Source organism: Streptomyces litchfieldiae, assembly GCF_031845365.1.
In the GTDB taxonomy this organism is placed as follows: Bacteria; Actinomycetota; Actinomycetes; order Streptomycetales; family Streptomycetaceae; genus Streptomyces; species Streptomyces litchfieldiae.
In genome coordinates this window covers 85,627-98,743 of the sequence record NZ_JAVREL010000023.1, presented here as the reverse complement: position 1 = coordinate 98,743, position 13,117 = coordinate 85,627, and the positions used below count along the sequence as shown (strand labels likewise).

General features: G+C 69.9%; 17 protein-coding genes. 13 read left to right on the top strand and 4 right to left on the bottom strand.

Annotated elements, in window-relative coordinates:
• The first annotated feature begins 43 nt into the window (after positions 1–43).
• From RM590_RS29865 to RM590_RS29845, 5 genes are read left to right on the top strand one after another with little or no spacing between them, the layout of a single operon-like run.
• Positions 44–2,470: a phage tail tape measure protein gene (locus RM590_RS29865; RefSeq protein WP_311707873.1), complete on the top strand. Its 2,427-nt coding sequence runs from the start codon at positions 44–46 to the stop codon at positions 2,468–2,470.
• Position 2,471: 1 nt separating this feature from the next.
• Positions 2,472–3,380, top strand: coding sequence for a phage distal tail protein (locus tag RM590_RS29860; protein ID WP_311707872.1), 909 nt, complete (start codon positions 2,472–2,474; stop codon positions 3,378–3,380).
• A 14-nt stretch (positions 3,381–3,394) separates the two neighbouring features.
• The gene (locus RM590_RS29855) at positions 3,395–4,516 is read left to right on the top strand and encodes a hypothetical protein (RefSeq protein ID WP_311707871.1); all 1,122 of its coding nucleotides are present in this window, start codon (positions 3,395–3,397) and stop codon (positions 4,514–4,516) included.
• Positions 4,497–5,339, top strand: coding sequence for a hypothetical protein (locus RM590_RS29850; RefSeq protein ID WP_311707870.1), 843 nt, complete (start codon positions 4,497–4,499; stop codon positions 5,337–5,339). The genes RM590_RS29855 and RM590_RS29850 overlap by 20 nt, the downstream gene beginning before the upstream one ends.
• Positions 5,340–5,361: 22 nt before the next feature.
• Positions 5,362–5,640, top strand: coding sequence for a hypothetical protein (locus RM590_RS29845; RefSeq protein WP_311707869.1), 279 nt, complete (start codon positions 5,362–5,364; stop codon positions 5,638–5,640).
• 83 nt (positions 5,641–5,723) lie between these two features.
• Here RM590_RS29845 and RM590_RS29840 read toward each other — a convergent pair whose 3' ends face one another.
• A complete protein-coding gene (locus RM590_RS29840; RefSeq protein WP_311707868.1) occupies positions 5,724–5,981 on the bottom strand; it encodes a DUF397 domain-containing protein in 258 nt (85 codons plus the stop codon).
• Positions 5,968–6,855 (bottom strand): helix-turn-helix domain-containing protein, encoded by an 888-nt coding sequence (locus RM590_RS29835; protein ID WP_311707867.1) that lies wholly within the window; start codon positions 6,853–6,855, stop codon positions 5,968–5,970. The genes RM590_RS29840 and RM590_RS29835 overlap by 14 nt, the downstream gene beginning before the upstream one ends.
• Positions 6,856–7,129: 274 nt before the next feature.
• On the opposite strand from RM590_RS29835, the gene RM590_RS29830 reads away from it, so the two are divergent.
• The 6 genes from RM590_RS29830 (at position 7,130) to RM590_RS29805 (ending at position 11,291) form a co-directional block, all read left to right on the top strand.
• Entirely contained in the window at positions 7,130–7,273 is a 144-nt protein-coding gene (locus RM590_RS29830; protein WP_311707866.1) for a hypothetical protein, read from the top strand.
• Positions 7,270–7,530, top strand: a complete 261-nt coding sequence (locus RM590_RS29825; RefSeq protein WP_311707865.1) for a hypothetical protein — start codon at positions 7,270–7,272, stop codon at positions 7,528–7,530. The genes RM590_RS29830 and RM590_RS29825 overlap by 4 nt, the downstream gene beginning before the upstream one ends.
• On the top strand, positions 7,527–7,961 hold the full coding sequence (locus RM590_RS29820) for a hypothetical protein (protein WP_311707864.1): 435 nt from the start codon (positions 7,527–7,529) through the stop codon (positions 7,959–7,961). The genes RM590_RS29825 and RM590_RS29820 overlap by 4 nt, the downstream gene beginning before the upstream one ends.
• 227 nt (positions 7,962–8,188) lie before the next feature.
• Positions 8,189–9,088 carry an endonuclease/exonuclease/phosphatase family protein gene (locus tag RM590_RS29815; protein ID WP_311707903.1) on the top strand — a complete coding sequence of 300 codons (900 nt, stop codon included), beginning with the start codon at positions 8,189–8,191 and terminating at the stop codon, positions 9,086–9,088.
• A 170-nt stretch (positions 9,089–9,258) separates the two neighbouring features.
• Positions 9,259–10,155 carry a radical SAM protein gene (locus RM590_RS29810; RefSeq protein WP_311707863.1) on the top strand — a complete coding sequence of 299 codons (897 nt, stop codon included), beginning with the start codon at positions 9,259–9,261 and terminating at the stop codon, positions 10,153–10,155.
• The gene (locus tag RM590_RS29805) at positions 10,152–11,291 is read left to right on the top strand and encodes a methyltransferase domain-containing protein (RefSeq protein WP_311707862.1); all 1,140 of its coding nucleotides are present in this window, start codon (positions 10,152–10,154) and stop codon (positions 11,289–11,291) included. Before RM590_RS29810 ends, RM590_RS29805 begins: the two co-directional genes overlap by 4 nt.
• 45 nt (positions 11,292–11,336) lie before the next feature.
• Here RM590_RS29805 and RM590_RS29800 read toward each other — a convergent pair whose 3' ends face one another.
• The gene (locus RM590_RS29800; protein WP_311707861.1) at positions 11,337–11,621 is read right to left on the bottom strand and encodes a winged helix-turn-helix domain-containing protein; all 285 of its coding nucleotides are present in this window, start codon (positions 11,619–11,621) and stop codon (positions 11,337–11,339) included.
• Between the two features lie 335 nt (positions 11,622–11,956).
• Between RM590_RS29800 and RM590_RS29795 the strand changes: the two genes are divergently transcribed.
• Entirely contained in the window at positions 11,957–12,196 is a 240-nt protein-coding gene (locus tag RM590_RS29795) for a hypothetical protein (protein ID WP_311707860.1), read from the top strand.
• Positions 12,193–12,366, top strand: coding sequence for a hypothetical protein (locus RM590_RS29790; protein ID WP_311707859.1), 174 nt, complete (start codon positions 12,193–12,195; stop codon positions 12,364–12,366). Before RM590_RS29795 ends, RM590_RS29790 begins: the two co-directional genes overlap by 4 nt.
• Positions 12,367–12,742: 376 nt before the next feature.
• On the opposite strand, the gene RM590_RS29785 is transcribed toward RM590_RS29790, so the two are convergent.
• Positions 12,743–13,006: an integrase gene (locus RM590_RS29785; RefSeq protein ID WP_311707858.1), complete on the bottom strand. Its 264-nt coding sequence runs from the start codon at positions 13,004–13,006 to the stop codon at positions 12,743–12,745.
• Positions 13,007–13,117 lie beyond the last annotated feature (111 nt).

Genomic DNA, 13,117 nt, shown 5'->3' with positions numbered 1-13,117 from the left:
CACTGACCGCGCCGTCGGCGCACGGGAGGGGGGTGGGCCGCCCGTGGCGCTCAACGTCGGCGAGCTCGTCGCCACCCTCACCGTCGATGACGACGGGTTCGCCTCTGGTCTGGCCGGCATCCGGGATCAGCTCTCCGGGTTCGGCGCCGCCGCTCTGGGCGCCGGCATCGGCGCCGCCCTGGTGGACGGCATCACGCAGGCGCTCGAACAAGAGGTAGTCGGCGATGTGCTGCAGGCGCAGCTCGGCGCGACCGGCCCCATGGCCGCGGTCGCCGGCGACGCCGCCGGCGAGCTGTACGCCTCGGCGATCGTCGATTCCGTACAGGCCGGCGCCGACGTCATCCGCGGCATCGCGCAGAACGGGCTGCTGCCCCCCGAGGCGACGCAAGCCCAGATACAGCAGCTCGGCACCCGCGTTGCCGACACGGCCACGCTCATGGGCGAGGACGTCGTGGCCGTCTCGCGCGCCGTCGGGCAGATGCTGCGCACCGGCGTCGCCGACTCCGCCTCTCAGGCCCTCGACGTCCTCGTAGCCGGAACACAGCGAGGCGTCAACGCGAGCGAGGATCTCCTCGACACCTTCACGGAGTACAGCACCCAATTCCGGTCCATGGGTCTGGACGCGCAGACGTCCATGGGCTTGCTGCAACAGGGGCTGCAAGGCGGCGCGCGCGATGCGGATATCGTCGCCGACGCCATCAAAGAATTCAGCATTGAGGCTGTCGCCGGCGGCGACCGGGTGCGCGGCGGTTTCGAGGCCCTCGGGCTGAACGCTGATGAGATGTTCGCCGCATTCGGCCGCGGCGGCACCAGCGCCACCACCGCGTTCGATACGGTTCTCGACTCCCTGCGAGGAATTGAGGACCCAACTAGGCGCAACGCCATTGCGATTCAGCTATTCGGAACTCAAGCGGAGGATCTAGGGCAAGCTCTCTATTCGCTCGACCCGTCCAGCGCAGTCAATGCGTTGGGCAGCGTGCGCGGCGCGGCCGATGCCGCGGGAACCGCGATGCGCGACAACGCCGCAACGCAAGTCACCGCGTTCACTCGCTCGCTTCGGCAGGGATTCGTCGAAGTCGTCGCAGCCTACGTCATCCCCGCATCAATAGGGCTGGTGGGCGCGCTGCGCACCGTCGGCGGGGCGTTCGGCACCGCGGCGGGTTTCGTCTCGCAGAATCGCGGCGCGTTCACCGCCGTCGCCACCGTCATTACGGTGCTGCTGCTGCCGACCCTGGTACGGCTCGCCGTCCAAGCCGGCGTCACCACCGCCGCCACGGTCACCGGGTGGGCCGCGCAGAGCGCCGCCGCGGCGACGAGCGCCGGCGCGTTCCTGGCAGCGAACGCGATCATCCTTGCCGGTTGGGTGCGCGCCGGCGCCATGGCCACGGCCACCGCCGCGCGCGTGGTCGCCGCATGGGTCGTCATGGGCGCCACCGCCACGGCGCGGGCCGCCATGATGGCCGCAGCGTGGCTCATCTCGATGGGCCCAATCCCGCTGATCATCGCGGCCGTTGTCGGCTTGGTCGCGCTGATCGTCGCCAACTGGGACACCATCAAGGCGGCTACGCTCGCCGTCTGGAACTGGATCTGGGACAAGATCAAATGGGCCGCCGATCTCGCGGTCGATCTTTTCCTGAACTTCACCCTTCCCGGGCTGATCATCCAGCATTGGGACACCATCAGGAACGCCACAACCCGCGCGTGGAATTGGTTCTGGGAAAAGATCAAGTGGGCCGCCGACAAGGCCATTGACGTGTTCCTCACGTTCACACTGGTTGGCCTGATAATCAGCCATTGGGGCACGATCCGCCGGGCAACAACCCGCGCGTGGAACGCCATCGTTGATTTCATTCGCGGCATCCCCGGAACTGTCGCGGATTTCTTCCTGAACTGGACTTTGGTCGGGCGGATTATTCAGCACTGGGAGGACATCCGCTCTGGCGTGCGCGACAAGGCAGGCCAGATGCTCGACTACGTGCGCGGCCTTCCCGGGCGCATAACAGGGTTCTTCGACGGACTCGGCGACGACCTATACGGCATCGGCGAGGACGTCGTGCGCGGCCTGTGGAACGGAATTCGGGACATGGGCGGATGGCTGCGCGATCAGATCACGGGATGGGTCGATGACGTCATACCCGGGCCCGTTCGCGACGTGCTCGGAATCTTCTCGCCAAGCCGTGTGATGCGCGACGACATCGGCCGCATGATCCCCGCCGGACTCGTCGAGGGCATCCAGCGCGGCGCGCCGCTGGTCGATCGCGCGATGCGCCGCCTCGTCGAGGCTCCCGCCGTCCCCTTTCCCGCCCTCGCCGCTCCTGCCGCGCCGGCCACGACGCCGGCCGACGTCGAGCGCTGGCAGCCCCGCACCCGCGCCCGCGCCGCGCTGCACGTCGAGCACTGGCACGCCGGCACCGCCACCCCCGAGCAAACCGCCGCCGCCCTCGCGTGGCGCATGAAAGCGAGAGGATGACATGACCTCTACCCCTCCCCTGGACGTGGCCGAGGACGCCGCAGCGCTCGCCCCCGGGCAAATCCGGTACGGCGCGCTGCTCCTCGGACGCGCCACCCCGTACAGGTGGACCACCCTTACCGGGTGGGAAGCCCTTCCCGGGCTGGACTCCGGAACGGTGCTGCGCTCCGGCGCGCACGGTGCCCACCCCGGCGCGCTGCTGGCACAGACCCGCATCGTCGGCCTGGAGGACATCGTCATACGGGCCGAGCCCGGACACGCCGGCGAGGCCGTGCGGCAGATGCGCGCACACCTCGCCGTCACCACCGACGAGCAGCCCCTGCTCGTCCGCCTCGACCGCCGCGGCCCGCTGCTGGCATGGGTCCGGCCCGTCCGGCTCGACATCCCCATTACCCCGCCGTTCGCCGTCGGCATCGCCACCGGCGGCGCCATCGAGTTCGAGGCGTCCGACCCGCGCCGGTACACCCCCGCCGAGCAGACGACGGCAACCGGACTCCCGGAACCCTGCCTCGACTGGCACCTCATCCCCGGCACCACCGAACTCCGCGGCACGCCGGCCAGCACCGGCTACACCACCGCCACCAACGCCGGCGACGCCCCCACCCATCCCGTGATCACGCTGCGCGGGCCGGTTGACACGCCGTCCCTGACGCACACCGGCACGGGCGCTGTTCTGGAGTACCGGCTCACCCTCGACCCGGGCGAATGTCTCGTGATCGACACCTACGCCGGCACCGTCACCACGGGCGACGGCACCAACGCCCTCGACACGGCGTCGCCCCGCAGCCACCCCGAACACGCCTTCACCCTCGCCCCCGGCGAGAACGTGCTCGCGTTCCGGGCCAACCCCGAGGCCACCCCCGACCCGCGCGCCGCCGCCGATCTTCGCTGGCGCTCCGCCCACTGGTGACAGGAGGCACCCCCATGCCCGCGACTTCTCCATATCGGGTGTTGCTGTGCGACCTGCGAACCGACCGGCTGCTGGCCACCCTCCCGTTGAACGACGTCAGCATTGACGACTACATCGGCCAAGCCGGCAGCCTCTCCGGAACCCTGCCCGTCCCCAACCGGCAGATAGCCGAGCAGTTGCGGCCCATCGTCCAAGCCGGCCGGACGGCCGTATGGGTCGAGCGTGACCGCGCGATCTGGTGGGGCGGCGTGCTGTGGACCGTTACACCCACCATCGATGAACGCGGGTCCGCCACCGTCGCCCTGCAAGCCGGCACGTTCGACACCTACCTCGATCACCGCATGGTGCGCGACACCTACCGCGCGACGGACGTGGATCAACTCGACATCGCCCGCGACCTCATCGAGGCCGTACAGCAGCAGCGCGGCGGCGACATCGGCATCGAGTACGGCACCACCACCTCCGGCGTGCTGCGCTCACGCACCTATGACCGCCATGACCAGCCCATCGTGCGCGAGCTGCTCGACGAACTCGCCGATGTCGCCGACGGGTTCGAGTGGCGCATAGCGTGCCGGCGCGACCCGGACACCGGCCGCCGCGTGAAGCAGCTCGACCTCGGATACCCCCGCCTCGACCGCGGCCCCGCCGACCTGGTGCTCACCCACCCCGGGCCCGTTCAGTCCTACAGCCTCCCGGACGACGGCACCCTGCGCGCGAACGTCTGGCAGAGCAGGGGCGGCACGGCCAACGACAACGCCGCGGCCGAGTCCCGCCCGCTGCTCTCTCGGCTGTTCGTGGACGACGACGCCCTCGCCGCCGGCTGGCCGCGGCTCGACGGGTCCAGCGACTACAACACCATCCGCCCCGACGTCCTCGACGACCACGCCCTCGCCGACTTCCAAGCCGCGCGCCGCTCCCAGGTCATCCCCGAGGTAACCGTGCTCCTCGGCCAGGACGTGACGCCCAATCTCCTCGGCCGCACCGTCCGCCTACGGCTGCATGACCTCTGGCACCCCGACGGCTACGACCGCCGGCACCGCGTCGTCGGCATCTCCGTGACCCCGCCCGAACGCGGACGCCCCGAAACCGCCGATCTCACCCTGGAGGCCGCTTCTCATGGCAACGATCCCCGCTGATCTCCTCGACCGTATCCGCGCGCTTGAACGCGCCGTGCGCGACCTCGCCGGCCGCGCGTCCACCCGCCCCGCCCTCACCCGCGTTGCCGATGGCACGGTGCGCGTCGAGGACGGCGGGCAACTTGTCGTGACGCCGGCCGGCGCCGACTTCGCCACGTTCGCCGTAGGCCAGTGGCCCGATGGTGCGTTCGGCACCGTGCTACGCCGCGCCGACGGCACATACGCCCTCACCGTCGAGGGCAGCAACGCCGACCGCGGCACGTGGCGCCTGTGGAACCGCGACACCGCCGAGGCCGAGCGCGTACTCCTCGGCGACGACCGGCACAGCGGGCGATTCCTCGGCCGGCCGCACATGCCGCTCTACCTCTACCCCACCGCCGAGCAGCGCAGCACGTCGCAGGAGTGGGCCAACGCCTGGACCGGCATAGGCCCGGCCCACAACGCGGTCGCCGTCATCAAGGTCAGCAGCTACGCCGAGGACGGCGGCAGGGTCCGCGTACGCACCCGCCACAGCGCCGCCGAGGAGGCCGCCGTCATCGATGAATGGGACGTGCCCGCCGACGCATGGACCAACAGGACCATCACGCGCCCGCTGCACGGCGTCGGGTACCTCGGCGACCTCGCCGTGCAGATCGAACACCGCACCAGCGGCCGGCACCCCATCGAAACCCGGCTGTTCGCCGCCTACACCCGCGGCACCCTCACGCCGGACGAGGCGCCCGACCCGCCCGCCGGCCGCTCCCCTGACGCCACCACCACGACCGACCCCCGCCTCGATGTCGAGACCGACGACGCCGGCGACACCACCACCCCCACCACCTGACCGAAGAGGAGAACACCACCCCATGAACGACGCCACCCGCCGCACCCTGCGCACCATCCTGCAGACCTTGCTCGGCCTCGCCGCCGCCCTCCCCGCCATCATCGATGCCGCCGGCATCCCCCGCACCGCCGCCTGGGCCGCCGCCGCCCTCGCCGTCGCCGCCGGCGTCACCGCCGTCATGTCCCTCGACAGCGTGCAGCGGCTCTTGCCTTCCTGGCTCCGCGTCACCCCGCCCGACGAGCCGCCCACGTACCCCCTGCCCACGCCCGTCGAGGAACCTCGCGACGGCGGAACCCTGTAACCCCGCCGCACCGAGCAGCAGCGCGCCCCCGCACCGGCCAACAGGCCCGGTGCGGGGGCGCGTTCTGCTTTGTCAGAGACTGCTTACACCTGACCGAACCGGTCGTTGACCACACCGGCAATGAATGCCCGCCACTCCTCGACAGTGGTGGTCAATACGGGGCCTGTCTTGTCCTTGCTGTCTCGCATGGCGATCGCGTCACCGAGGGCGGCCACCTCGACGCACTGCCCGCCATTTGCGCTGTAGCTGGAACGGACGAACGCCACCTCGACGCAAGATCCGTTGCCGTTGCTGTAACTCGACGTGAACCACTTCGCGTGGTCGAGATCATCCCTGTTCATAGCTCCTTGCCACCTCAGCGAGCAGGCGTCGCGACGCCTGCTCATCGAGCGATGCCTCCCAGATTTCCTGAAACGCCGCGTCGTACTGTTCCACCTCCCTCGGCTTGTCGAGGTAGAGGCCCCCCGTGTAGCCGTCCGCGTAAACCGTGGGCGGCTCCGTATCGATCCCGTCGCCGTTGACCGGAAACCGCAGGATCTCGAACGGACCGCTGATGACCCCGGCGTGCTCGCCTGCCGCGAACGGCACGACGCGAAGCGAGATGTTCGCCAGTTCGGAGACGTAGACGAGGTGTGCCAACTGCTCCACCATCACCTCGGGCCCGCCGATGGGACGGCGCAGCACCGTCTCGCTCAGCGCCACGCGCAGTGGTAGCGGGTCCGTGACGCGGGTCAGAATCGTCTGCCGCTCGACCCGCAGCCGCACCCGCCCGTCGAGCTCCTCCTCGCCGATGTCGCGGATGTGGGCGCGGATGATGGCGCGGGCGTAGCCCTCGGTCTGGAGCAGCCCTGGCACAACCTCGCTCTCGTACCAGCTCAGGCTCGCCGCTGCCTCCTCCAACCCGACGTAGACGTCGAAGCCTTCCGGGATGACGTCGCCGTATGCGTGCCACCACCCGCGCGCCTTGGTCTCCTTCGCTAGCCCCATCAACGCCTCGGTGAGCTCCTCCGACGCGCCGTAGACCGTGCACATCGCCTGAACGTCAAGACTGCGCATCGGGGTCTGCCCTGTCTCGATACGCCACATCTTGGCCTCTGACCACTCAAGTTTCTTCGCAGCGGCCCGGACGGTCAGCCGTGCCTGGTTGCGCAAGTCCCGTAGGTGCCGCCCGAGCTGGCGACGCGGCACGGTCGATCCGGTAGCCCCAGCCACCATGTTCCCGCCTCTCTCACCCAGTATGAAGGACTTCTCTCGCGCACGATGAAAGCAACCAAGTACCCGTCACGCAATGCCAGTCGTGAGTTCGAATCTCAATTGACGGGACATCGCCGTGAAGTCTTGCACGAGACATCGCGTGAAGGCACTCTGAGGTAACCGGTAGCCCGGCGTACGAACTCGGCCACTGTCGGTGGGGGTTGGCGTTTGCCATCGGCCGTCCGTAGCGCCGGGAGGACTCACCGGACAGCAACGAGCGGCAGGTGAACCCCCCATGACCACACCGCAGCAACCCACGCCGCTCCCTGTGAGCGACCACACGAGCGACGACAGCGACAGCGACGACGACCTCATGGCCAAAGCTGAGGCGCTCTTCAAGCTGATTGACGACCACTTGGAAGGCAAGGGGTGCCAGTGAACGCGCTTGATGTGCTCGGCAAGGTGGTCGGGGCGCTGCTGTGGCCCGTGGTACCGCCGCCGACCGGCCAGCGCCGAGCCACCCGCAGCAAGACGCGCGCCGCCGCGCCGCCCGCGGATACGGCAACGGTGGTACTGCCGCGCGTGGTTGACGCGCCTACCCGCCCGCCGGTGGCCGAGGCCGAGCCGTGCCAGTCTCAGCAGCTCGGCGTCGTGTTGACGGTCGGCGAGGCGCGATGGCAGGAGGCGACGCCGTGAGCATCCCCGCGCCCCCGTACGACCAGGCCGCCGTCCTCCGGGTGATACGCGAGGCGGAAATCGAGTTAGACGCGATGCCGTTGCTTCCTGGACCGGAGCGCGACCTCCACGCCACGGCCCGCACCCTGGCCGAGGTCCTCGCGCGCGCCGCCGCCCGCGTTCGCGACGGGCTCGACACTGACGACGACAGCCGGCGCAGGAACGCCGGGAGTCTGGCGACCGCGGCGGCCGATTTCGCCGAGTTGGTGACCGTGGATCTGGCGCGGCTGACCCCGATGCAGCGCATCGGGGCGGCGTGCGTGCGGTGCGACTACTACCTGTGCGGTCCGGGCCGGACTCTTGGCCCGCCGCTGTACTGGAACGGCCGCCCCGTTCACCTCGCCGTCTGCAAGCCGTCATGCCACGCGCAACGGGCCAGCCCTGTCCCCTAGACCCCCTCGCCGCGCAGTTGGAATCCGGTCCTGTGACCCCCACCCGCCGGATTCCTTCTCTCCGCCCCCCGGAAAGGCGCGGCGAGGGCTCCGGGCCCGCCCTCGCTCTGCTCTGGGTCGAGGGCGGGCCCTCCACCCCATCCACGCGGCCACGGGGGAAGCCGCGTTACACCACGACACGAGAGGGAGTTGCGTTGAGGGACACATTGACCGTCGCTACCTGGAACGTGGAGCGCAACGGGCTCGATGCCGGCTCGCGCCGTCGCCGCGACGTTGCGCTGGAAGTCATGGAGCACTTGCAGCCGGACATCCTGTTCCGGCAGGAGGAGAGCGCGTACGACGAGGAGGGGCGGCTGCGCGACGAGGAGGCCCACCGGTTGGGCATGGAGTCGTACGTCTCGCCGCTCAGCCGGGAGCGGAACAGCCCCACCGCCACGTTGATTCGTCCCGGGCTCTTCCAGTTGGAGGGGGAGCAGGATTGGCACGGTGGTGTGTCGAAGCCGGTCAAGATCCTCACCGTGCGGATGCGGGGCACCACGCGGCCGTTGAAGCTGACGAGCCTTCATCTGTGGTGGTGCGACCCGATCCTGCGGGCCACGACCGCCCGTCGGGTTACGTCCCTTGCCGACAAGGGCGAGGCTGCGGTTCTGTTCGGGGGCGACATGAACAGCTACCCGCACCGCGACCCCGCCGACATCACGCCGCTCCCCAACTGGGACGAGGTCCCGGACCGAGTCCACTACGAGCACCGCACCATCGAACGCGACGGCGAGCGCGTGTCCGACACCCTGCCGGACGAGATCCTCACCGGCCGTGGGGTCTTCGTCGAACTCGGCCACTACGCCTACACCGAGCTGCGCCGCCCTGAGGCCCTGGCGCCGACGGCGACGCTATGGCGCACGGACCAGGGGCCCGGCCGGCGTATCGACCGGCTGTACGCCTCGCCCGACCTCGCCCCTGCCCTGCTCAGTCTCGAAGTGATCGACAACAAAATGGTTCGGTTCGCATCGGATCACGCTCTCGTCGTCGCGAGCTTCGACCTCGACACGTTCCGCGGCGCCCTGACCGAGGCACCGCGCCACACCACGGACGGCGCCGAGCGGCTCGCCCCGGCCCCGGCCGCGTAACTCCCCCAAGCGCCCACCCTGCCGAGGGGACTGGAAGAGGTGAAGCGCCCACCGGCAGGGGCAGGGCAACCGGCCCCACGGGTGCACGTTTCCCGACGTGATGGCCGCCGCCCGTGGGGCCGGCTCACCAAGAACTGGCAACCCCTCCACACACCCCGAGGAGACGAACGGTGACCACATCCACCCCCGTCACTCCGGCGCCGGCGGACGGCATCCGCTCGGTTGAACTGGAGCTGACCGGCGCCTGCAACCTGGCATGTACGCACTGCTGCACCGACAGCAGCCCGCAGGCCAACGCCGGCGCAATGACCCTGATCGACTGGCAGCGCGTCATCAACGACATCGCGCACGCGCGCATCCCCGCCGTGCAGTTCATCGGCGGCGAACCGACCCTCTCACCCCACCTGCCCGCGCTCATCGACCACGCCCTGAGCCGCGGTCTGGGCGTGGAGGTGTACAGCAATCTCGTCCACATCCGCCCTTCGCTGTGGGGCCGCTTCGAGCGCGACGGCGTGCGCCTGGCGACCTCCTACTACAGCGACGACCCGACCCAACACGAGCAGATCACGGGCGGGCGCGGCAGCCACGGCCGCACTCTGGCCAACATCCGCGAGGCACTCGCGCGCGGTATCCCGCTGCGCGTGGGCATCGTCCGCGTGATCGAGGGGCAGCGCGTCGAGCAGGCCGAGGCCGAGCTGCGCCGCCTCGGGGTGGACAACATCCGCATCGACCGCACGCGGAAGGTGGGCCGCGCCGCCGAGAACGGCGCGCCGGCCGGCATGGAGGAGCTGTGCGGGCGCTGCTACCACCAGCGCGCCGCCGTCGGCCCCGACGGCGAGGTGTACGGCTGCATTCTCTCGCGCGACTTCCCCACCGGGAACGTGCGCGAGGAGCGCCTGCCCGACATCTTCGCCGGTACTCGGTGGGTGGAGACCGCGGCTAAGGTGCCCATGGCCGCCGACGCCTGCCCGCCGGACGATTCCGGCGACTGCGACCCGGCCAACACCGAGGCGTGCGACCCGGCATACGACGTGGCCCCGCCCCCGTCTCTGGGAGTTGTTGCGTGAATTGGGAGCAACCGGCCGCCGCCTTGGCGGCGGCCGTCACCCACCCCGCGTCACGCTGGCGCGGGCCGGTCGCCGGCATCCCCCGGCACCGCTTCGTACCGCGCTGGTGGCACCGCGGCCCCGACGGCTGGACACGGCACGACGGCCGCGCCGACCCCGAGCAGTGGCAGGCCGCGGCCTACGCCGATCGATCGGTGATCACCTCTGTCGCCGGGCAGCACGCGGACCTCGCCGAGGACGACGACCACCCCACCGGGAGGCCGACGTCATCGGCCACCCTGCCGAGCCTGGTCGTGCGCATGTTCCAGCACGCCCGCCTCGGCGACGATGACGAGCTGCTCGACGTCGGCACCGGTTCGGGCTACGGCGCGGCGCTGGCCGCCTACCGCCTCGGCGAACGGCAGGTGACGAGCGTGGACGTGGACCCCTACCTCGTCGATGCCGCCCGCGAACGCCTCGCCGGCATCTGCCTGTCCCCGCGGCTGGAAACGGTGGATGCAACCGGCGAGCTGCCCGGCACGTTCGATCGCATCGTCGCCACCGTGGCCGTGCGCCCCATTCCCGCAAGCTGGCTCGCCGCGCTGCGCACGGGCGGCCGACTGGTCACCACCCTCGCCGGAACCTCCCTCATCGTCACCGCCGAGAAGCAACCGGACGGCGGCGCCAAGGGAGTCATCGAGTGGGACCGCGCCGGTTTCATGCACGCCCGCCACGACGCCGGCGACTACCCGCCCGGCGTCGGCGAGCTGCTCGACGCCGCCCGCGACGCCGTCAGTGACGACGTGACGATCAGTCCCTACCCGGTCGTCGATGTCGCCAACGCATGGGACCTCGCCTCGATGCTCGACCTCGCCGCCCCCGGCATCGAACACCACTACAGCGAGGACGGCGAGCACCGCGTCGCCCTCATGGCCCACCCGGACGGTTCATGGGCCCGCGCCAGCGGGCGCGGCGACCGACTGCCCACCGTGTACCAAGGGGGACCCCGCCGACTGTGGGCGCTGCTGGACGACGTGCGCGGCTACTGGCTCCACCACGGCGAGCTGCCCGTACGCGGCTCCCGCGTCTTCATCAAGCCCGACGGCACCACCACCCTCGCCCGGGGGAAATGGCACGTACGCCTCACACCCACCTAGCGATCCCATCCCGCCTGTGCCCCGCCCAACCGGCGGGGCACACCGCTACTCAGGGCCCGCAGCGTCGGGCGCCTCACCGCCGGTTGATGGCCGCTGGGCGACGTAGGTTCCGCGCTGCGGCACGGTGAAGACGTATCCCTGCTCGCGCAGGTGCCGCACCGCGTTCCGCGCGGTATCGCGGGCGACGCCGAAGCGTTTCACGAGATCGGACTCTGAGGGGATCTTGCGGTTCACCTTCAGGTCGCCGCGCTCGATGTCGGCGATGAGGAGCGCCGCAATCTGCCGATAGACCGGCGTCGGCGACCCGTGATCGATCTCTCCCGCAGCCATACCCGCAACCGTAGACGTGCGCGCCTGTACACCCTCCGCGCCATATGTATATAGACGAGGGTAGACAAGTTCGCCTATCGTCGAACCCAACACGAAAGCCCCGACCACGGCAGGCAGGCCGTCGGCCGGGGCACAGCCCATCAGCTAATAGGGAGCTGACGAACGTGACAGACCTTATCGTGTGCGCCGTTACATGGCTGTGCTCGTTACTTCGCCGCGGACTCCAAACCCGCCGCGCATCCCTGCTGCACAAAGGCCACAGGGAGCACCGCCCCACCCCCGCCCCTGCACAGTCCGCCATCCCCGCACTTCGCCGCCGCCCACTACCAGAACACATGGGCCCCGAGGCCCGCGAAGTCGCCGAGCGGCAGCCTTTCACGGTCACGCTCAACCCGGTACGCCCCTACCTCACCGCGCCCCGCCGGCACTCCGACGACGCCGAGCACCTCGCACAGGCCGAACGCCGCTGGGCACTTGAGATGGCACTGCGCGGTATCGACGTGGGCCCAACCACGATTCACGGCGTGCACGTCCGCCCCGACAGCCGCACACCACCCGTGGCGGTCGGAGCATGACCACCGCTATCTGTTGCCGCTGCAAGCGGGAGACACGCGCCCCGGTCGAAGTTCGCCGCATCAAGCAGGCGAGCGACCCCGAGGTGACGCTGTACGCCTGCCCCGACTGCGCCCCCAATCTCAACCACGGCCCCCACCCGCACGACCTCACACCACCCACCGAACAGTGACACCGCGCACCCGCCCGAGGCTCCCCAACGGGCACGGCCCCCTGGGCAGGCACCGCCCGACAGACGTCACGGGCACAAGCGGTTGGCATATTCCTGACAGGATAGGTTTTCGGCCACTACCCAAGGGTAAGAAGTGATCACCCCGCGCCCCGGACGCTCCATCGCAAAGGCCGCCCGGGGCGTGGGGCCGACCCTGCTGCACGGCGTCGAAGCCCAGCGAGTTGACATTCATTGGTCGTTTATCGCCACTCGGTTAACTGTCGTCTCGTCTGTGACGGCGGCTCCATCGCATGAGCCAGGCCGAGGCGGGCGCGCCCGTGGCCCCGACCCCCGCCACAGCGGGAACCAGGGCCACGGGCGGAAGCGCTCAACGGCCCTACTGCTTGGCTGTTTCCGTTCGCTCGACTCCCTCGACGTCGTCAACCAGGACCCCGAGATAGCGCAGCAAGTCGTACCGCGTGCATCGGTACTGCCTGCCCAACCGCAGTACGCGAATGGGGTACTGACCCTGCTTGGCCAGGGCGAACCCCGTGGTTCGCCCCAGACTCAGGGCCCGGTTGGCGACGTCGAGCGAGAAGCTCACCGGTAGGGCCAGCAGTTCAGCGTGGGTCATCTCGCGGGGCGCTTCCGCCTCCTTCATGGGACGAGTCATCGACGCAATGCACCTCCGGACTCTGGCCGACTCTCCCACCACCGTACTCCGATCCGTGCCATAACGTATCAATCACGATGATATATTGTGCTGCTGTGA